Source organism: Aminobacter anthyllidis, assembly GCF_018555685.1.
GTDB lineage: Bacteria > Pseudomonadota > Alphaproteobacteria > Rhizobiales > Rhizobiaceae > Aminobacter > Aminobacter anthyllidis.
Map to the genome: position 1 here is coordinate 565,784 of NZ_JAFLWW010000005.1, position 18,000 is coordinate 583,783.

The following is an 18,000-nucleotide window of genomic DNA, read 5'->3' on the forward strand; positions in this document are numbered from 1 at the left end:
TCGAGCCCAGCCTGCGGTGCCGCCAAGTCCCCCTCCCCCTTGTGGGGGGGGGGATAGGGGTGGGGGTAGTTCGCAACAGAGCCTGCCAAGCCGGGAGGTCAGTTCAGCCCGCGCTTTTCCATCATCGCCTCCGGCGACGGCATCTTGCCGCGGAAGGCCTTGTAGAGCTCTTCCGGATCGGCCGATCCGCCGGCGGCATAGATGTGCTTGCGCAGCTTCTCGGCCATGCCGGGGTTGAACGCGTCGCCAGTCTCCTCGAAGGCGGCAAAGGCATCCGCGTCGAGCACCTCCGACCACATGTAGGAGTAGTAGCCGGCCGAATAGCCCTCGCCCGAAAACACGTGCAGGAAGTGCGGCGTGCGATGGCGCATGACGATTGCCTCGGGCATGCCGAGATCATCCAGCGTCTTGGCTTCGAACGCGACCGGGTCAGCAGGCGCGTCGGGACGCGCGTGATAGGCCATGTCGACAAGCGCCGACGAGGTGAACTCCACCGTCGCAAAACCGGCGCCAAAGGTCTTGGCCGCCAGCATCTTGTCGAGCAGTTCCTTCGGCATCGACTTGCCGGTCTTGTAGTGCAGCGCATGCTTTTCCAGCACCGCCGGCACCGTCAGCCAATGCTCGTAAAGCTGCGACGGCAGTTCGACGAAGTCGCGGCTGACCGAGGTTCCCGCCACCGACGGCCAGGTGACGTCGGTCAGCATGCCGTGCAGGGCGTGGCCGAATTCGTGGAACAGCGTCTTTGCCTCGTCGAGCGACAGCAGCGCCGGCTCGCCTTCCGCCGGCTTGGCGAAGTTCATGATGTTGTAGATGACAGGCGTCGAGCCTTCGCCGAGCTTGTAGCCAGACTGCAGCGCGCTCATCCAGGCACCCGAGCGCTTCGATTGCCGCGCGAAATAGTCGGCGAGGAACAGCCCGCGCTTGCTGCCGTCGGCGTTGAACACCTCGAACACCCTGGCATCGGGATGCCAGGCAGGGATGCCGGACACTTCCTTGAAGGTGATGCCGAAGAGACGAGTCGCGACGTCGAAACAGGCATCGATGATCTTTTCGAGCTGGAGATAAGGCTTCAGCTCGGCTTCGTCGAAGGCGTATTTCTCGGCCCGCAGCTTCTCCTGGTAGAAACGCCAGTCCCAGGCGGCAAGCTTGTCGTTGCTGCCAGCGCTTGCTGCCAGCCGCTGCAGGTCCGCCTCGTCGGCAGCCGCCTTTTCGCGCGCCTTGTTCCACACCGGTTCGAGCAGCTCCATCACCGCCTTCGGCGTCTTGGCCATGGTGTCGTCGAGCTTCAGCGCCGCGTAGCTGCCATAGCCGAGCAGCCTTGCCTTTTCGGCGCGGAGGCTGAGCGTGTCGCGCACGACGTCGGCATTGTCGGTTTTGCCACCTGTTTCACCACGACCGGCAAAGGCCTTGAACGCCTTTTCGCGCAGGTCGCGGCGCTCGGAGAAGGTCGTGAAGGGCTCGTAGATCGAGCGAGAGAGCGTGACGGCGTATTTGCCCTTCTGGCCGCGCGTCTCGGCCGCCTGGGCCATCGCTCCGCGCACGAATTCCGGCAGGCCGGCGAGGTCAGCCTCGTCGAGGAACAGCACCCATTCCTTTTCGTCGGCAAGCACGTTCTGGCCGAACTTCGCGCCCAGCGAGGCAAGCTCCTCCTGGATCGCCGCAAGCCGTTTCTTGCCCTCGGGGTCGAGCTTGGCACCCGAACGGACGAAGCCTTTCCAGGTCTTTTCCAGCACCCTCAGCGTCTCGGGGTCGAGGCCGAGCGAAGAGCGGCGGGAGTAGAGGTCATTTATGCGTGCAAACAGCTTGTCGTTCATCGAGATCGCGGAGAAATGGCGGGCCATCTTCGGCGAAATCTCGCGCTCCATCGCCTGGATCGCATCGTTCGTGTGGGCGCCGGCACGACACCAGAAGATCGACGATACGCGATCGAGCGGCTGGCCCGCCAGTTCCAGCGCCTCGAGCGTGTTGGCAACCGTCGCCTGCTCGGCATTGGCGGCAATCGCCTCGACCTCGGCGGCATGCGCGGCAAGCGCGGCATCGAACACCGGACCGAACTCGCTGTCTTCGATCTTGTCGAATTCCGGCAGGCCAAGCGGCCCGGCCCAGTGTGTCAGCGGATGGCGCGCGAGATCGATGTTCTGGCTGGCGGACATGGAATGGCTTCCTCGATTGGCATTCAGTGCGGACAGCCTCGATGTAGGGCCGGACCGGAAGCTGCGCAACCGCATTGACTCGTCGCCCATGGTAAACTAAGTAAGCCATATAATAAGGATTACTTACTAATATGCCTGCAACCCCCGAGACCGACACGTTTGGCTTCATCGTCAACGATCTGTCGCGCATCATCCGCGCCGAGATGGACCGCCGCACCACGGAGGCCGGCCTCGGCCTGACCACCGGCGAAGGCCGCGCGCTGCTCAATGTCAGCCGCACCGGCCCCATTCGCCAGACGGCATTGGCCGAGCGCCTGGGCGTCGAGGCGATGACACTGAGCGGTCTCGTCGACCGGCTCGAAGCCAAGGGTTTCGTCGAGCGCCAGCCCGATCCGGCCGATCGCCGCGCCAAGCTGGTCACCCTCACCGAAGCAGGTTCCACCGTCGTCAGGCAGATCGAGCCCATCGCCGCGGCGATCCGCAGCGAGGCCGCGCTTGGCATCGATCCCGACGACTGGCAGCGCCTCCTCGTTTCGCTGCGGTCAGCCCGCGCCAACCTGCTCGCCACGCGCACCGAAGCGCTTTCGGGCGAGGACGCGGCGGCATGAACATGCGCACCGACATAAACCCGGCGCTGGACCTCGTCGAAACCGCGCCGATCATGAGCGAACGCCGGGTGTCGCTGATCGGCGGCCTGATGGTCGCGATCGGTCCGATCTCGCTGGCGCTGTTCACCCCTGCCATGCCCGAGATCGTCCAGGCCTTCGGCACCACCGAAGCCGCGGTCAAGATGACGCTGTCGCTCTATTTCGGCGGCTTCGCCTTCGCCCAGCTCGTCTGCGGCCCGCTCTCCGACGGTTTCGGCCGCCGCCCGATCACGCTCGCCTTCATGGCGATCTATCTTGCCGCAAGCGTGCTGGCGCTGATGGCGCCGAACATCGAAACATTGGTCGTGGCGCGTTTTCTCCAGGGCGTCGGCGCCGCCGTTGGCGTTTCGGTGGCGCGCGCCGTCGTTCGCGACGTCTTCACGCATGAACGTTCTGCCCGCATCATGAACATGATCGGCATCCTTCTGGCGCTCGGCCCTGCCATCGCCCCCACTCTCGGCGGCCTGACCATGGAGTTCTTTGGCTGGCACGCCATCTTCATCGTGATGGTGCTGCTCGGCGGCGTGGTCATGCTGGTCGCGATCTTCGCCCTGCGTGAAACGGTGACGCGCGATCTCAGCCGCATCCGGCCGGCAGCACTCCTCACCTCCTACGGCTCCCTGTTCCGCAGCCCCTATTTCGTGCTCTGCTGCCTGGTCATCGCCGGCACGACAGGCGCGATCTACACCCAGGCCACGGTGCTGGCCTTCATCCTGATGGAGCGCGTCGGCCTCACGCCCACCCAGTTCGGCGTCGGCATGCTGATGCAGACCGCCAACTTCATGGCTGGCGCCATCGTCATGCGCATCTTCATGAAGCGCTACGGCGCCACGCGGATGGTGCCGGTCGGCCTGGTTTTCGTGGCCATCGGCTCGATCGCCATGGCCATCCTGCTCAGGACCTATGAGCCCAGCTTCCTGCTCGTCATGGTTCCGGTCGGCATCTACGCCTTCGGCATCGCCATGATCTCGCCGGCGATGATGACGGCAGCGATGGCGCCTTTCCCGGAAAATGCCGGGGCTGCATCCGCCATGATGGGCTTTTTCCAGATGGGCGCCGGCATGGTCGGCGGCGCGGCGGCGGCATTGATGGGCGACCCGGTCAACGCGCTCGCGACCGTCATCCCTATCATGGGCCTGATCGCCATCGTCTCATGGCTAGTCTGGCGCCGGCTGCCGGAACCATCGTTGATGACGCGCCTGACGCAGGCCTAGAAGCCGTCGCAGTTCTCGCCGATCGTCATCTGCGTGTTGGCGACGATGACCCCGCTCCTGGTGGTGAAGGTCTCGCGCGTCGTCATGTCATTGTTGGGAAAGTCGTAGCAGGTCCGCACCACAACAGTGTCGCCCATTTCCGCTTCGATCTTGTGGCGGATCTTGGCGCCCTTCACCGCTGCCTGCCATTCGTCCATCGAGGCGATGAACTCGGCCTTGCTCTGGGTCACGCCGATGTCGTCGAGCCGTATCGTCGCGTTGTCAGCCAGCAGTTGCGAAAGGGCCGGAGCGTCCGCCTTGAGCAACGCCGCATACCAGCGGTCGACGATGCTTTCCTGCGCAACGGCGCTGACAGTCGCCAGCAGCGCCAGGGCGGCCGCCATCGTACGAATGGGCATCATCGCACGCCTCCATCTCGGACAGGGGCATTAAACCCAGATCGCGACAGGAATGCCATGGATATCGCGCCCCGGCGGCGACGGAAAACTCGTGGTTTCTCCGCGGCAGTGCCGTTCGGCGATCAGCATCATCGCACAGGCGTCGAGGAAATCGTCTGCAGCCGCGCCGCGCGGCGGCGGCTGGTCGAGGAAGCTGCGGTCATGGCCGACGCGCGCCAGCAGCGACTTGCGCTCCTCCATGCCATCGACATTCACGCGACCCTTGATCTTTTTGGGCAGGCTCATCGCTTGCCCGCCATTGAGCCGCCAGAACGCCACTTCGGGATGCGATTCGATCACCCGTTCGCGCAATTCGGGTCGCGCCATCATCAGCGCGTCGATCTCGCGGATCTTGGAAAAGATGCCGAAGGCCTGGATCGACACGCCGCGCGGCGGCTCCGACGTCTGCATCGCCACCTCGCTCGACCGGCGATGCGCCGAGTACCATGTTTCGAGGTCGGTAAAATCAGCGGTCTCGGCATGAACCGCGGCCCGTGACGGGATCGAAAACACACTCGACTGCCGCTGCCCGAGCAATGGCCGTACCAGGGCTTCCGGTCCGCGCCCGCCCTTGGTTGTGAAGTCCGGCAGGCCGATCGGCATGTCGACCACCACCACCGCGTCGCCAGGCATTGCCGCCAGCAGTGCTTCGAAGCTGCCGAAAACCTGCGCTTTCGTCCCGGCGTCGTTGCGGATCACCGCGATCCAGCCGGCCTTGCAGCCATCGACGCCGGCAGTCGTCACGCCCCTGATTCCTGGCCGGGTTTTCGGCTCCTCGAGGGATGGATGAGCGTGCGCAGCTCGACCATCGCCATCGGGTGCGACAGGCTCTGTGCGTCCGTTTCGAGCTGAAGCTCGTCGCCTCCGCGCTTGGAGGTGCGCGCCAGGATCTCGTAGACCGCAGCCGTGGTCGACTGCAGCGCCTTGGCCGGCGTGTGGCCGGCGAGCAGTCGCGCCAGGAAGACCGCGGCGCTGAGATCGCCGAGCCCGTTCGGCGGCCGCTCGACCGTTCGATGTTCGGCCAGCAGCGCCTGCGTCTGGGTAACCAGCAGATTGCCGGTGCCATTGGCCATCATCGCATGCGCCGAAGTCACCAGCATCGTTGCCGGCCCGAGCCCAAGTGCTGCCGCCATGGTCGAGCGCATGTCGTCGGCCTTGGCGCCCGACAGCCACTCCAGCTCAAAGCGGTTTGGGGTGGCGATATCGGCCAAGGGCAGCAGCCGGTCGCGGATGCCGGCAGCGAGAGCTTCGGCAACATAGAGTCCGCCGGAATCGCCGATCACAGGATCGCAGACATAAAGCGCCTTCGGGTTTTTCGCCTTCACCGCCTCGACCAGCGAGGCAACGGCCTCGACCTGGCCGGCTTCGCCGAGATAACCCGACAGCACCGCCGCGACTTCGCCCAGCCACGGCGCCCGTTCGAGATCGGCCATGAAGGCAGCAAACTGTTCGGTCGGTGGCACGATGCGCGTTGCGCGGCCATGGCCGGGATGCCACGGCAGCATCACCGTCGGCACCGCCCAGACCGGGTGGCCAAGCGTTTCAAGCGCAAACACCGCGGCACGGTTGCCGACCGAACCGCGCGCGACATGGCTCGACACCACGATGACCGCGCGTGGCGCGCCGGGCTGTCCAATGCTCATCAGGATTTTACCACCGCTATGTAAGACAAGAACCAGAAGAAAAGCGCGATGGCCAGCACGGCGCCCAGCAGAATGAGCAGGCCATTGGCCGTCTCGCCCTTTTCTTCAGAAGCATATTTGTGGCGAGCGACAAACGAACGGCCGCCATGGTCGCTCTCACGCGACAGCCGTTCGAGGATGCGCCGAGACTCCGCCGGCCCCTCGTCCTCACTGCCCGTCACCACTATCCGCCTCGAACGAGATAATTGATCAGCCACAGCAGCAGGCCAACGGTCAGGACAAAGCCGAGGATGCGGCCGATGCGCGTGCCGATATGCTCGATCGGGTCAGCCTTGTCGACGTCGGCGGCGGCGAGGTGACTACGCATCTTGTCTGTCTTGCGCGACACGAAGGAAGCGCCGCCCGGCTCGCTCTCACGCGCAATGCGGTCGAGGATGCGGCGTGATTCCTTTTCGCTGTCGCTGTCTCTTGGCGACGCCATCGTCACATTTCTCCCGGCATCAGCGCCAAATCAAACGCCGGTTTTCTCCGGCCATGTTTTTCGATAATGCTGTCGCATCAGTTGCTTTGTCGAGGACAATCAGATGCGCATGCAAGCTTCGTCGGCACTTCCTGCTTTCCGCCTGCTCCCGGCTTTCGTCCTTCTGGCGATCATCATGCCGGTGCTGTCGGCCTGTGGCTACAACACCATCCCGACCCAGGAAGAGCAGGCAAAGGCCGCCTGGAGCGAAGTGCTGAACCAGTACCAGCGCCGCGCCGACCTCATCCCCAACCTGGTCGAGACGGTGAAGGGTTATGCCTCGCATGAAAAGGAAACGCTCGAAGGCGTCGTCGAGGCCCGCGCCAAGGCAACCCAGGTCACGGTGACGCCCGAAACACTTACCGATCCCAACGCCTTCAAGGCGTTCCAGGACAACCAGGCGGGTCTCACCAGCGCGCTGTCACGCCTGCTCGCCGTTGTCGAAAATTACCCCGACCTCAAGGCCAACCAGAATTTCCTCGCCTTGCAGGCGCAGCTCGAAGGCACCGAAAACCGCATTGCCGTTGCCCGCCGCGACTACATCGAGACGGTGCGCGTCTACAACACCTCGCTCAAGACCTTCCCGGCCATGATCTGGAACACGCTCTGGTTCCGCAACCAGCCGTTCCAGAACTTCACCGTCGCCGAAGACAAGCTCGAGGCGCCCAAGGTGAATTTCGGCACCAGCCAGGGCGGATGAGGACGACAGGCGTCGCAGGCCCCCCCGGTAAAGTTGCAGAGATGGCCTTGAGCGCAAGCGTATGGTCAGGCGAGAACGGGGTGCGCAAGCGCCTCGGCCTCCATGCCATTGTCACCTTGTTCTGCTTCCTGCTGGTCCCCTTCGCCGCCCTTGCCGCCGAACTGCCCGCCCTCACCGGCCGCGTCGTCGACAATGCCGGCATCATCGACGCCGCCACCGAAGCCGAGCTGGTGCAGAAGCTTGCAGCATTCGAGCAGAAATCCTCCGACCAGATCGTCGTCGCCACCATCCCGAGCCTCGACGGCGAAGAAATCGAGCCCTACGCCAACCGCCTGTTCCGCGCCTGGAAGCTCGGCCAGGCCGGCGAGGACAATGGCGTGCTGCTGATCGTGGCGCCCAATGACCGGCGCATGCGTATCGAGGTCGGCTACGGCCTCGAAGGTGTGCTCACCGACCTGCACACCAAGCTGATCATCGAAAACACCATGGTGCCGGCCTTCCGCGCCGGCGATTTTGCCGGCGGCATCTCCAGGGCTGTCGACGACGTCGTCATGGTCGTCGAGGGCGAAGGCGCCGAGCTTGAGGCACGCGCCAAGCGCAACGAGCAGACCGGCATTTCGGGCATGAGCGAAGACGACATCATCTTCTTCGTCTTCATCGCGCTGTGGGCAGTCCTGTTCGTCGGCGGCATCGCCATGGCGATCCTGCCGCGCATCTACGGCCGCAAGCTTGGCCCCGGCCGCTACACCTGGCTCGGCATGACCTTCAACTACAATCAGCGCTCGGGCTCGTCATCAGGCGGCTGGTCCTCGGGTGGTGGCGGAGGCTGGTCATCAGGCGGCGGGTCGTCGGGCGGCGGTGGCTTCTCCGGTGGAGGGGGCTCCTCCGGCGGCGGCGGTTCTTCGGGGAGCTGGTAGGACGACATGACCCAGACCACGCTCAACGCAGGTGACCACGAACGCATCGCCACTGCCATCCGCGCTGCCGAAGCCGAAACATCGGGCGAGATCTACTGCGTCGTTGCCCACCGCAGCGACGGCTATTTCTTCACTGCTGCCTTTGCCGTTACCCTCGGCATCCTGCTGGTCAGCCTCGCCGCCGCCTTCGCGCTTGAATACTGGTGGGTCGCGGTCAGGCTGCCGCATTTCGTCATCGTCCAGCTGCTCGCCCTTGCGGCTGCCTGCGCATTGCTGTGGTGGATGCCCGGTTTGCGCATCTGGCTGGTGCCGCGCAACCTGCTCTACCGCGCAGCGCATGACAACGCGCTCAGGCAGTTCTACGCCCGCAACGTCCACCTGACGACGGAGCGCACCGGTGTGCTGATCTTCGTGTCCCTGGCCGAACGTTATGCCGAAGTCGTCGCCGATGCCGGCATCGACGCCAAGGTGCCGCAGGACAAATGGGACGGCATTGTTGCCGGCCTGATCCGCCATGCCGGCGAAAATCGCCTGGCCGATGGCTTCGTCGCTGCCATCTCGACGGTCGGCGGCCTGCTCTCGGCGCATTTCCCCGTGTCCGAGCATGATGCCAACGAACTCGACGACCACCTCGTCGAAATCTAGGTCAAGCATCGCCCGGTGAGTCCATTTGGACACACTGCGTCCTGATCTTCATTCCCGATCATGTGAAAGGCCCGCAGCTACGTTCGCGGACACTTTGCAACGGCCGCGACGCGGTTTATGGTTAAAAAACTATGAACACGCTGACCATAGACATCAGAAAAGCCGAGCCCCGCGATGCCGATGCCATCGCCGAGGTTCATCACGAGGCTTGGCGCGGTGCCTACTCCGGCATCATCCCGCATCGCGCGCTGACCACCATGATCAACCGCCGCGGCGGCGAATGGTGGGCCAATGCCATCCGGCGCGCCGCGACGGTCCTCGTCATCGAGATCGGCGGCAAGATCGCCGGCTACGCCACGCTCGGCCGCAACCGCGCCCGCGAGCTCAAGCAGCAGGGCGAGATCTACGAACTCTACCTGCGCCCCGAATGCCAGGGCATCGGTCTCGGCAGCCGGCTGTTCGCCGCCGCCCGCCAGCGCCTCGCCGACCACGGCCTCAAGGGCATGGTGGTCTGGGCGCTCGAGGAAAACGACAACGCGCTGGCCTTCTATTCCGGGGCCGGCGGCCGCGACATCGCTGAAGGCGTCGAGGTTTTCGACCACAAGGCGCTGAAGAAAGTCGCTTTCGTCTGGGAATGATCGCGAAGGCAAGCCTTTCGTCGCACACCCCAGACATCAATATTGCATTGCACACGCGCCCCAAGGCGTTTATCGGGAGGCACCTTTAATTCTGGAGCTTCCCCATGCGCATCGATGCGATTTCGATCGGCAAGAATCCGCCTGAAGACGTCAACGTGATCGTCGAAGTGCCTGTCGGCGGCCAGCCGATCAAGTACGAGATGGACAAGGAAGCCGGCACGCTCGTCGTCGACCGCTTCCTCTACACCCCGATGCATTATCCGGGTAACTACGGCTTCGTGCCGCACACGCTCTCCGGCGATGGCGATCCGATCGACGTCCTGGTCTGCAACACCCGCCAGCTCATCCCCGGTTGCGTCATCAACGTGCGCCCGATCGGCGTGCTGGTGATGGAAGACAATGCCGGCCAGGACGAGAAGGTCATTGCCGTGCCGTCGCCCAAGCTGACCCGCCGCTACGAGAACGTCTTCAACCACACCGACCTGCCCGAGATCACGCTACAGCAGATCGAGCACTTCTTCGGTCACTACAAGGATCTCGAGCCCGGCAAGTGGGTCAAGATCGGCGGCTGGCACGATGCGGCCTACGCCAAAAAGATGATCGTCGAGGCGATCGACCGCGCCAAGGCCCTGAAGGCCTGAGGCTTCCAGCTTCAAGCGTTTCCAAGTGATTGCAGGGCGCGGTTCGGCATTGCCGGCCGCGCCCTAATTCTTTGTCTTGCCTTCCGAGTAAAACACCGGCATCGGCTCGCCGACGACCACCCTCTCGTCCGAGCCGCAGGCGAAGTCGCGAACCTGTTCGTCGGCGATCTTCCGCGCCAGTTCGTTGGCCTTGGGCTCGCCTGTCGCCATCACCAGCGCCACCACGCAGCCATCGGCCTTGCCGGGCTGCCCGACCTTTGTCACCACCAGCACCTCGATTTCCTTGTCCTTGCCCTCGACGTCAGCCTGCACATACCAGCGGCGGATGGTGGCGAACGGGATCACCTTGCCGTCATGGCTCGAAATGCGCCATTCGGCCTTGCCGGCACTTCTGTTGAACGTCTCGAAGCTCTGCCAGGGAATATCGACGAAATCCGCTGGTGGAAAACCGTAGAACACGGATTCCCTGAGATCGGCTGAAAACACCAGCACCGGGTAGCCGCGATATCCCGGGCAGACCATGTTGGCATAGTCGCCGTCGTCAGTGCCGGCCTTGTCGAAGATCACGCAGTCCGTCTCGGTCTTGGTCTCGACATAGACGCTGGAGATTTCTTCCGCCGCGGCCTGGTGCAACGGCATGGCAAGGGCCAGTGCCAAGACATGCTTCCGCATTCCGCGCCTCCCTCCAAGCCGACAATGCGCGCAGCATCCCGCGCGCATGCAACCGGAGTATGTCGCACCCGAGCCGCGCAAGCCAGAGCGCGGGCTCAGCGCCTGGCAAACTCCGCCATCAGCCTGGCAAGCTCGCTGGCATTGCCGGTGATACGAACGGTCTTCAGCCGCGACGTGCCGCCGGCGACCACCTTTATGGATTTTCTGGGAATGCCGAGCTCGTCCGCAAACAGCTTCTCCAGCGCGGCATTAGCGTCGCCCTTTTCAGGCACGGCGCGCACCCGCGCTGCAAAATGACAGCGTCCGTCGGCCGTATGTTCGACGCCTTCGACCGCATCCTTCGACGATTTCGGCGTCAGCCTGACGAACAGATCGACGCCGTCCTCACGGAGGCGGAAGCAACCGGACAAGCCGGTCAGAGCACCATCGGCGCGATAGTGGTCGCGATGAACTGGCGGATGAAGAACAGGATGAGCAAAAGGACGATCGGCGAGATGTCGATGCCGCCGAGATCGGGCATGAATCGGCGGATCGGCTTGAGCGCCGGCTCGGTCAGCCTGTACAGCATGTTGCCGATGGTGCCGACGACCTGGTTGCGCGGGTTGACCACGTTGAAGGCATAGAGCCAGGAGAAGATCGCCGAGGCGATGATGATCCACCAGTACAGGTCTAGGGCCAGAACGATCGTCTGAATGAGGGCGAGCATGCCGTTCTCCAATGAATTGCCGACATTTAGCCATTGCACGCCTGAGCGGCAAGCCCCGCGTGGCCTAACCAGCTCCTTCCGCCATTCTGGCCGCTCTTGCGGATACCCGTCAGTGCAGGGTTTCATCTCTCTCTCGAGGCCCTCGCAGCCCCGTTTCGCCTGCGGACCGCGCTCCATCGCCTCTTCGATCACCGACCTGACACAACCAGTGGGGCCATGGCGCAGGCGATATCGCCCCTACGTCAACTGCTCGCTTGACAGACGCCGCTCGCCGCCAATAAATGCGCCCATCCGCTGGACGGGGCTGTAGCTCAGCTGGGAGAGCGCGTCGTTCGCAATGACGAGGTCAGGAGTTCGATCCTCCTCAGCTCCACCAGCGGAATATCTCATCGGTTCTGGAAAAGGCAGACGGCTACGAGCTGGTGGCTCTGTAGCAAACAACCTGGCGACGCTCATGCTGCCGCGCCGCAAGCATTCCTCCATGGCCAGCGCCAACACCCTGCCCCTTCGCTCGACCTCGCCCTGGCCGATCTCGACCCATGAACGACCGGGCTGGCTGGTCGGCACTTACCGTTCCAGGCGTCCGGCCTTAAGGCATGGCCAGTAGCCTCCTGATCAAAAAGGTCACATGCCCGCTGAGCCATTCCTGCTTCCACGCATCGGATTTCTTTCAGAAGGATCACGACCGCATGTCCCGCGCGACCTCACTTCGCGATTGAGCTCTAAGTCCTAGCTTTGGTAGTGCTGCAGCCTTTGTTCGAGCGAGCGACTGTAGCGCGAGATGAAAAAGCAGAAGGCGACATAGATCAGGGCGACGAAGATGTAGCCCTCAAGCGCGAAGCTGCGCCATTGCGGGTCGCCCAGCGCCTGCTTGGTGGCAAGCAGCAGGTCGGTGAGACCGACGATGCCGACAAGCGAAGTGTCCTTGAACAGGCCGATGAACAGATTGGCGATGGCCGGGATGGCATGGCGCAGCGCCTGCGGCACGACGACGAGGAGCGACGTTTGCCAGTAGGTCAGGCCGAGCGCTTCGGCTGCCTGTTCCTGGCCTTCGGGAATGGCCTGAAGGCCGCCGCGAATGGCTTCCGCGAGATAGGCGGCGCTGAACAGCGTGATGGCGGCCAACGCGCGCAACAGGGCGTCGACCTGGACCTTGCCGGGCAGGAACAGCGGAATCATGAACGAGGCCATGAACAGCACGGTGACCAGCGGGACGCCGCGCACCATCTCGATGAAGGCGACGCAGATCGACTTGACGACGCGCAAGCGCGACCGCCGGCCAAGCGCCAGCGCGACAGCGAGCGGGAATGCGCCGACCATGCCGCCGAGCGCGAGGAAGACGGTCAGCGGCAGGCCACCCCACAGGTCGGTGGGCACATATTCGAGGCCAAGCGCGCCGCCGCGCATGAGCACGATGATGGCGCCCGTCATCGGCTCATCGCACGGGCAGGGCGTACATCTGGCCGCCCTGCGTCCACAGGGCGTTGGCGTTGCGCTCCATGCGCAGCGGCGTCTTCGGGCCGACATTGCGTTCGAAGATCTCGCAGCGGCCGGAGAAGAAGGCGGCGCGCGCCTCGTTCTGGGATTCGAAGACGACAGGGGTGAACTTCTTGCCCTTGGCACGGAAGTAGTCGGCGAGGTTGAGCTCGCTGGTGGTGCCAGTGGCGGTGCAGATGCTGGCGCCGTCGAGGTCGAGCGCGCCCTTGAGGTCAAGCGACTTAGACACCAGGAAGCCCTGGCCGTCATAAAAATAGACCCCGGCATAGAGCAGGCCGAGCGAAGCGTCGCGGGTCAGCGTCCAGGTGGCGACGGTGGTGAGCATGTCGACCTCGCCCGACTGCAGGGCGGTGAAGCGCTGCTGGGGGCTGAGCGGCACGAACTTTTCCTTGGCGGCGTCGCCAAGCACCGCCGACGAGACGGCGCGGCAGAAATCGGTGGTCAGGCCGGTCCACTGGCCGGAGCTGTCGGCGATCGAAAAGCCGCCGATGCCGGTGGAAACGCCGCAGACGACCTCGCCGCGCTGGCGGATGGCGTCGATGGTGGCGCCTGCCTGCGCAGGCGCGCTGATGCCGGCGGTGGCCGCCAGCAGCATGGCTCCGGCCAGGCCGTTCTTGAGTAGATTGCTCATTGGATATCCCTCCCTTGATATTCCGCCCGGCCATGGCCGTGCTGGCCATGGCATGCGGAAAGTTGCGCCGCCCCCCTGGACGGCAAGATCCGGTTTGACCGGTATCCGAACGGCGCGCCCCGTGAGGTGCACCTGATATGTCAGGTGACGGCGCGGCGCTTGTTGAAGCGCTCCTCGCGCCAGCTGCCGGAGGTCATCACATCGTTGAAGGCGGCGGCGGCGGCGCGGTAGACGTCGGCGAAGCTGAGATAGGCGGGCGCGAAGCCGAAGCGCATCATGTCGGGTGCACGGAAGTCGCCAACGATGCCGCGCGCCATCAGTGCCTGCACGACCGCATATCCATTGGCGAAGGTCACCGAGACCTGGCTGCCGCGGATCGCGTGGTCGCGCGGGGTGACCAGCGTGGCGCCGTGGGCGCGGCAGGTCTCGTCGACCACATCCATGAACAGGTCCGACATTGCCAGGCTCTTGGCGCGGATGTCGGCCATGGCGACGTCCTCGATGGCGGCAAGGCCGGTATTGAGGGCGCGCAGCGACAGGATCGGCTGGGTGCCGCAGAGCAGGCGACGCGCGCCGCTGTCGGGGCGGTAGCCAACTTCGAAAGCAAACGGCGCGGCATGGCCCCACCAGCCCGAAAGCGGCTGGCGCAGCGTTTCGTGGTGGCGCTTGGCTGCATAGATGAAGGCGGGCGAGCCGGGACCGCAGTTCAGGTACTTGTAGGTGCAGCCGATGGCCAGATCGACATTGCAGGCGTCGAGCTCGACGGCGATGACGCCGGCGCTGTGGCACAGGTCCGTCGACGGGCGCATCGTCTACCGGCAACAATGAACCGTCAGCCGTCCGATAGAGCCGCAGTCCGAAAGCCCGCCATGAACAAGCAGAGCGCCGACCACGTCTTTCTCGATTACGATCAGGCACGGCTCGACCTGAACTACAATCAGAGCGCCTGGGCGGCCAACGCCGGCGAGATCATTGCCTGGTATCGTACGGCGAGCCTGGCCGCGCATGAGCGGCTGGGATGCCGGAGCCTCGCCTACGGTGACGGCGCGTTCGACCGGATCGACCTGTTTTCCGCCAGCAAGTCGGGCGCGCCGCTGGTGGTCTATGTGCATGGCGGCGCCTGGCGAACGCTCGACCGCCTGGATAGCGCCTTTGCCGCCGAGGCTTTCGTGGCCAGCGGGGTGAATTTCGCAGTGCTCGATTTCGCCAGCATTCCCGACGCGAGTCTGCCCGACATGGTGCGGCAGGTTCAGCGTGGTATCGGCTGGCTGTCGGATCACGCGGCCGAGCTTGGCTGCGATGCCATGCGGCTGCTGGCTATCGGTCATTCGTCTGGAGCGCATCTCGTCGCGTCTGCCCTGACTGCGGAAACGGAAAGCCAGATCGCTCCCGGCAAGGTGAGGGCCGCCATGTGTGCCAGCGGGGCCTATGATCTGGAAGGATCGATGCTGAGCGCGCGTGGGGCCTACATGAAGCTGAGCAATGAGGAGGTGCACATGTTAAGTCCGATGCGCCATCTCAAGCGCATCGGCTGCCCGCTTGTTGTTGCTTATGGCGAGGTCGAAACCGATGAATATTGCCGGCAAGCAAAGGCGCTGCACGCCGGCCTGCTGGAAGCAGGCAAGCAAAGTGAATTGATCCTCGCCCAAGGCCAGAACCATTTCGAGATCAGTCAAACACTTGCCGACCAGGAAGGCATACTGTTTCGCGAGGCGATGAAGCTGGTGTCGAACCTCTGACGCGACAGAGGGCACCTGCACGAAGACGAACGCGCCAGCAGGTTCGTCCCCGTGAAAGATCTGCATATGGCAGTGGACCACTTCAAAGTGGGATATGCCGGCCAATGCGAGTACGCCGGGCGATTGCTCGCCGTGCAAGGCCAAGATGTCGCGTGTGGCGACGGTGGTGGTTGACCGTGATGAGGTCGCAGGACATGCCTGCAATACGGTAGTGCGCTGCGCTCCAATGCAACTAGGAAATGGACAGGATCTCAAGTTCGCGCTGCCCTAACTGGACAACGTCGCCAACGGTCTTGCCAATCAGCGCGATGGCAACCGGCGAACCGTGCGATACGGAAGCTTGAGACGGGTCGGCCTCGTCCTCGCCGACGATGCGGAAGGTCTGTGTGCGGCCATCGTCACGCTTGAAGGTAACGGTGTGACCGAAGGCGATCACTTCATTAGACGTGGGCACCGACGTAAGCTGAGCTGTACGGACGCGCTCGGCATAATAGCGCATGTCTCGAACCGGAACCGCCGACTGTCGTCGTCTTTCGTTGACGTCTTCCAGCACGTTAGCGGCCTCGAGAGCCTGCTGAGCGCGGACCAGTTCATCTTGCAGCATCTTCAGGCCCGCCTCCGTGACGAGGTTGATCCGATCGGAGATAGGGCGAGCCGGCAGGATGGTTTCCGATGCTGCCTCAGCACTTTCCTCCTTGGCAAATGCTACGCTCAATGGTCGGAACTCCCTGTCGAACACGGTTGGCATCAGATAGCCTACAGCCGACAATAAAGCTGCACAATTTGACGGCTGGCTTCGGCAGAAACGGAATGTCAACAATGGTTGAAGTCCCGCTACTCCCACCTAGGCGGCGGGTTGAGAAAATAGCTTCCGGGTCACCCTCTTCAAGGTTGTCGACACATCCGCCTGGCTTAAGTTCGAACTTGGCAAACAGTCTCGGCATCCTGCTCGGAACCCTTCGACTTTTCCGCGGCTTGGCGTTGCGAGAAAGCAAATGTCTGATCTCATCAGACCGCGAGAACAGCTTTGGGCCCCGCTGCCGGCTTTTCGGACACGCAGTTGAGCTGGCTCGCTCCCCGCGCCACGCTCCTCAAGGCAGGACAGGGTAGCTCGGGGCAAAGATCTCGGACACCGGCGGATGCTGCCAGCTTCTGTCAGGGTATCTGGCGATCAGCCCTTCGAACTGTCGCTGCGCTCGTTCGCGCGCCGCGCGGATGTCGAAGCCGGCGAGCCTGCCATCCAGCATCGACAGCCGCCCGTCGACGAACACCGCCTGCGTGACCTTTCCCGAACCGCCCAAAACGAGCGTGGTAATCGGATCGACAGTCGGCGTCATACGCGGATCGTCGAGGCGGAACACCGATACATCGGCCTTGGCGCCTGCGGCCAGGCGCCCGATGTCGGTGCGGCCCAGCGCCTTGGCGCCGCCGAGCGTTGCGGCATCGTAGAGGTCCTTGCTGAAAACCGCGTCGGACGCCTTCTCGCTGATGCGGCAAGCGACGAGGCCCATCAGCAGGTTCATCAGCATGTCGGGCGGCGAGGTGTCCGTCGCCATGCCGATGTTGATGCCGAGCCTCCTGCATGAGGCGAACGAATTGAGGGTGCTGCCCATGCGCGCCGACACCAGCGGCGAATGCGCGATGGACACGCCGGCGTCGGCATAAAGCCGCAAATCCTCCGGCGAAGCATGGGTAGCGTGCGGGGCAATCAGCCGCTCGCAAAGCAGATCATGATCGGCCATCCAGCGCGGCCCGGAAACGCCATGCAGCTTGTGCATCGTGTCGAGCTCGAGCTTGCCCTGGGCCATGTGCAGCCTCACCCGGCAATCGAGGTCGCGCGCGGCAGCCATGGTCCGCTGCAAGACGGCGAGCGTGCAGCTCTCGACCCGGTCGGGTGCGAGCATGCCGTTGACCAGCCCGCCGTGCCGGCCATGCTGGCGCTCGATGAAGGCAATCGCGTCGTCGAGACCGGCAAGGCCCCTCGCCTCGTCGAAGTCAGGCACGATCTTGCCCGGCGCTTCCAGCACCATGCCGCCCGAGCGATAGGCCGGGCTGAGGAAGACGCGCAGGCCGAGATCGCCGGCCGCATCCGCCGCAGCGTCGAACTCCGCGACCGTCTCGCCCCACTCGCGATAATAGAGCGACGCGATGGGCGCCGCCGAGGTGACGCCGTTGAGCAGCGACAGGCCGAAGGCGAACTTCTTCTGGAAGGCCAGCTCTTCGGGGGAATACATCTCGTATGGTCCGCGCTCGACATAGGAACGCGGCCAGATCCGGCCCTTGGCCCATCCTGGCTGGTTGTCGGTGACCAGCACATAGGTGTCGATGTCGGAGAGCGCGTCGAGATCGACAAGTCCGGGGCTTATCAGTGCGCTGCCGAAGTCGATGCGGCGGGCAACGTCGCCGTCAAAACGGCGCCCGGCAAAGATGACCTCGCCCGCTTCGATCACCAGCTCCCCACGCGGCACCAGGCAATGCCCGTCGCCATAATAGGCAAGCAGCCAGTCAGCCGTCATCAAGGTGCGGCCAGCCGGCCGTTGGCCGAGAGTCAGCTCTTCAGGACGTGTCATAACTGGTCATTCCATTCTGAAATCACCGCG

Annotated in this window: 22 protein-coding genes and 1 tRNA gene; 9 read left to right on the top strand and 14 right to left on the bottom strand. The window is 64.0% G+C overall.

All coding sequences use genetic code 11. The features are described from left to right. Positions 1-98 precede the first annotated feature (98 nt). Positions 99-2,153, bottom strand: a complete 2,055-nt coding sequence (locus J1C56_RS19850; RefSeq protein WP_214391759.1) for a M3 family metallopeptidase — start codon at positions 2,151-2,153, stop codon at positions 99-101. A gap of 131 nt (positions 2,154-2,284) precedes the next feature. Between J1C56_RS19850 and J1C56_RS19855 the strand changes: the two genes are divergently transcribed. Continuing rightward, on the top strand, positions 2,285-2,761 hold the full coding sequence (locus tag J1C56_RS19855) for a MarR family winged helix-turn-helix transcriptional regulator (RefSeq protein WP_214391760.1): 477 nt from the start codon (positions 2,285-2,287) through the stop codon (positions 2,759-2,761). Then, the gene (locus J1C56_RS19860) at positions 2,758-4,014 is read left to right on the top strand and encodes a multidrug effflux MFS transporter (protein ID WP_214391761.1); all 1,257 of its coding nucleotides are present in this window, start codon (positions 2,758-2,760) and stop codon (positions 4,012-4,014) included. Before J1C56_RS19855 ends, J1C56_RS19860 begins: the two co-directional genes overlap by 4 nt. Here J1C56_RS19860 and J1C56_RS19865 read toward each other — a convergent pair. Genes J1C56_RS19865 through J1C56_RS19885 form a run of 5 tightly spaced genes read right to left on the bottom strand, consistent with a single transcriptional unit; the run spans position 4,011 to position 6,575 of the window. After that, positions 4,011-4,415, bottom strand: coding sequence for a DUF4440 domain-containing protein (locus J1C56_RS19865; RefSeq protein ID WP_214391762.1), 405 nt, complete (start codon positions 4,413-4,415; stop codon positions 4,011-4,013). The genes J1C56_RS19860 and J1C56_RS19865 overlap by 4 nt on opposite strands. Before the next feature lie 27 nt (positions 4,416-4,442). Further along, on the bottom strand, positions 4,443-5,195 hold the full coding sequence (locus J1C56_RS19870; RefSeq protein ID WP_214391763.1) for a DUF429 domain-containing protein: 753 nt from the start codon (positions 5,193-5,195) through the stop codon (positions 4,443-4,445). Next, on the bottom strand, positions 5,192-6,094 hold the full coding sequence (pdxY, locus tag J1C56_RS19875; protein ID WP_214391764.1) for a pyridoxal kinase PdxY: 903 nt from the start codon (positions 6,092-6,094) through the stop codon (positions 5,192-5,194). Before pdxY ends, J1C56_RS19870 begins: the two co-directional genes overlap by 4 nt. Continuing rightward, positions 6,094-6,315 (bottom strand): hypothetical protein, encoded by a 222-nt coding sequence (locus J1C56_RS19880; protein ID WP_214391765.1) that lies wholly within the window; start codon positions 6,313-6,315, stop codon positions 6,094-6,096. The genes pdxY and J1C56_RS19880 overlap by 1 nt, the downstream gene beginning before the upstream one ends. Before the next feature lie 2 nt (positions 6,316-6,317). Beyond that, entirely contained in the window at positions 6,318-6,575 is a 258-nt protein-coding gene (locus J1C56_RS19885; RefSeq protein ID WP_214391766.1) for a hypothetical protein, read from the bottom strand. A gap of 103 nt (positions 6,576-6,678) precedes the next feature. On the opposite strand from J1C56_RS19885, the gene J1C56_RS19890 reads away from it, so the two are divergent. The 5 genes from J1C56_RS19890 (at position 6,679) to ppa (ending at position 10,155) form a co-directional block, all read left to right on the top strand. Then, positions 6,679-7,314 carry a LemA family protein gene (locus tag J1C56_RS19890; protein WP_214391767.1) on the top strand — a complete coding sequence of 212 codons (636 nt, stop codon included), beginning with the start codon at positions 6,679-6,681 and terminating at the stop codon, positions 7,312-7,314. Between the two features lie 41 nt (positions 7,315-7,355). After that, positions 7,356-8,231, top strand: coding sequence for a TPM domain-containing protein (locus tag J1C56_RS19895; RefSeq protein ID WP_246591597.1), 876 nt, complete (start codon positions 7,356-7,358; stop codon positions 8,229-8,231). A gap of 6 nt (positions 8,232-8,237) precedes the next feature. Next, positions 8,238-8,876, top strand: coding sequence for a TPM domain-containing protein (locus J1C56_RS19900; protein ID WP_214391769.1), 639 nt, complete (start codon positions 8,238-8,240; stop codon positions 8,874-8,876). A gap of 131 nt (positions 8,877-9,007) precedes the next feature. Further along, the gene (locus tag J1C56_RS19905) at positions 9,008-9,514 is read left to right on the top strand and encodes a GNAT family N-acetyltransferase (RefSeq protein WP_067956474.1); all 507 of its coding nucleotides are present in this window, start codon (positions 9,008-9,010) and stop codon (positions 9,512-9,514) included. A gap of 104 nt (positions 9,515-9,618) precedes the next feature. Then, a complete protein-coding gene (gene ppa / locus J1C56_RS19910) occupies positions 9,619-10,155 on the top strand; it encodes an inorganic diphosphatase (protein ID WP_115730301.1) in 537 nt (178 codons plus the stop codon). Positions 10,156-10,218: 63 nt separating this feature from the next. On the opposite strand, the gene J1C56_RS19915 is transcribed toward ppa, so the two are convergent. The 3 genes from J1C56_RS19915 to J1C56_RS19925 form a co-directional block, all read right to left on the bottom strand. Next, entirely contained in the window at positions 10,219-10,827 is a 609-nt protein-coding gene (locus J1C56_RS19915) for a hypothetical protein (protein WP_214391770.1), read from the bottom strand. A gap of 95 nt (positions 10,828-10,922) precedes the next feature. Continuing rightward, entirely contained in the window at positions 10,923-11,237 is a 315-nt protein-coding gene (locus J1C56_RS19920; RefSeq protein ID WP_214391771.1) for a DUF167 family protein, read from the bottom strand. A 5-nt stretch (positions 11,238-11,242) separates the two neighbouring features. Next, positions 11,243-11,533 carry a YggT family protein gene (locus J1C56_RS19925; protein WP_214391772.1) on the bottom strand — a complete coding sequence of 97 codons (291 nt, stop codon included), beginning with the start codon at positions 11,531-11,533 and terminating at the stop codon, positions 11,243-11,245. A 300-nt stretch (positions 11,534-11,833) separates the two neighbouring features. On the opposite strand from J1C56_RS19925, the gene J1C56_RS19930 reads away from it, so the two are divergent. Further along, positions 11,834-11,909, top strand: a tRNA-Ala gene (locus tag J1C56_RS19930). 353 nt (positions 11,910-12,262) lie between these two features. Here J1C56_RS19930 and J1C56_RS19935 read toward each other — a convergent pair. The 3 genes from J1C56_RS19935 to J1C56_RS19945 form a co-directional block, all read right to left on the bottom strand. After that, on the bottom strand, positions 12,263-12,964 hold the full coding sequence (locus J1C56_RS19935; RefSeq protein WP_214391773.1) for an amino acid ABC transporter permease: 702 nt from the start codon (positions 12,962-12,964) through the stop codon (positions 12,263-12,265). A 4-nt stretch (positions 12,965-12,968) separates the two neighbouring features. Next, positions 12,969-13,661 (bottom strand): transporter substrate-binding domain-containing protein, encoded by a 693-nt coding sequence (locus J1C56_RS19940; protein ID WP_246591599.1) that lies wholly within the window; start codon positions 13,659-13,661, stop codon positions 12,969-12,971. A gap of 140 nt (positions 13,662-13,801) precedes the next feature. Next, positions 13,802-14,470 carry a kynureninase/PvdN C-terminal domain-containing protein gene (locus tag J1C56_RS19945; RefSeq protein WP_214391774.1) on the bottom strand — a complete coding sequence of 223 codons (669 nt, stop codon included), beginning with the start codon at positions 14,468-14,470 and terminating at the stop codon, positions 13,802-13,804. Here J1C56_RS19945 and J1C56_RS19950 point away from each other — a divergent pair. Continuing rightward, positions 14,444-15,400, top strand: a complete 957-nt coding sequence (locus J1C56_RS19950) for an alpha/beta hydrolase (RefSeq protein WP_214391775.1) — start codon at positions 14,444-14,446, stop codon at positions 15,398-15,400. The two genes, J1C56_RS19945 and J1C56_RS19950, sit on opposite strands and share 27 nt — an antisense overlap. A 232-nt stretch (positions 15,401-15,632) precedes the next feature. Here J1C56_RS19950 and greA read toward each other — a convergent pair whose 3' ends face one another. After that, positions 15,633-16,115 carry a transcription elongation factor GreA gene (gene greA, locus J1C56_RS19955; protein ID WP_214391776.1) on the bottom strand — a complete coding sequence of 161 codons (483 nt, stop codon included), beginning with the start codon at positions 16,113-16,115 and terminating at the stop codon, positions 15,633-15,635. 376 nt (positions 16,116-16,491) lie between these two features. Further along, a complete protein-coding gene (locus J1C56_RS19960) occupies positions 16,492-17,970 on the bottom strand; it encodes an amidohydrolase family protein (protein WP_214391777.1) in 1,479 nt (492 codons plus the stop codon). Positions 17,971-18,000 lie beyond the last annotated feature (30 nt).

Bases quoted from the DNA above. Each gene is read 5' to 3' on its own strand.
- J1C56_RS19850 (WP_214391759.1), bottom strand. From the start codon at position 2,153: ATGTCCGCCAGCCAGAACATCGATCTCGCGCGCCATCCGCTGACACAC.
- J1C56_RS19855 (WP_214391760.1), top strand. From the start codon at position 2,285: ATGCCTGCAACCCCCGAGACCGACACGTTTGGCTTCATCGTCAACGAT.
- J1C56_RS19860 (WP_214391761.1), top strand. From the start codon at position 2,758: ATGAACATGCGCACCGACATAAACCCGGCGCTGGACCTCGTCGAAACC.
- J1C56_RS19865 (WP_214391762.1), bottom strand. From the start codon at position 4,415: ATGATGCCCATTCGTACGATGGCGGCCGCCCTGGCGCTGCTGGCGACT.
- pdxY (WP_214391764.1), bottom strand. From the start codon at position 6,094: ATGAGCATTGGACAGCCCGGCGCGCCACGCGCGGTCATCGTGGTGTCG.
- J1C56_RS19885 (WP_214391766.1), bottom strand. From the start codon at position 6,575: ATGGCGTCGCCAAGAGACAGCGACAGCGAAAAGGAATCACGCCGCATC.
- J1C56_RS19890 (WP_214391767.1), top strand. From the start codon at position 6,679: ATGCGCATGCAAGCTTCGTCGGCACTTCCTGCTTTCCGCCTGCTCCCG.
- J1C56_RS19895 (WP_246591597.1), top strand. From the start codon at position 7,356: ATGGCCTTGAGCGCAAGCGTATGGTCAGGCGAGAACGGGGTGCGCAAG.
- J1C56_RS19900 (WP_214391769.1), top strand. From the start codon at position 8,238: ATGACCCAGACCACGCTCAACGCAGGTGACCACGAACGCATCGCCACT.
- J1C56_RS19905 (WP_067956474.1), top strand. From the start codon at position 9,008: ATGAACACGCTGACCATAGACATCAGAAAAGCCGAGCCCCGCGATGCC.
- ppa (WP_115730301.1), top strand. From the start codon at position 9,619: ATGCGCATCGATGCGATTTCGATCGGCAAGAATCCGCCTGAAGACGTC.
- J1C56_RS19915 (WP_214391770.1), bottom strand. From the start codon at position 10,827: ATGCGGAAGCATGTCTTGGCACTGGCCCTTGCCATGCCGTTGCACCAG.
- J1C56_RS19925 (WP_214391772.1), bottom strand. From the start codon at position 11,533: ATGCTCGCCCTCATTCAGACGATCGTTCTGGCCCTAGACCTGTACTGG.
- J1C56_RS19935 (WP_214391773.1), bottom strand. From the start codon at position 12,964: ATGACGGGCGCCATCATCGTGCTCATGCGCGGCGGCGCGCTTGGCCTC.
- J1C56_RS19940 (WP_246591599.1), bottom strand. From the start codon at position 13,661: ATGAGCAATCTACTCAAGAACGGCCTGGCCGGAGCCATGCTGCTGGCG.
- J1C56_RS19945 (WP_214391774.1), bottom strand. From the start codon at position 14,470: ATGCGCCCGTCGACGGACCTGTGCCACAGCGCCGGCGTCATCGCCGTC.
- J1C56_RS19960 (WP_214391777.1), bottom strand. From the start codon at position 17,970: ATGACACGTCCTGAAGAGCTGACTCTCGGCCAACGGCCGGCTGGCCGC.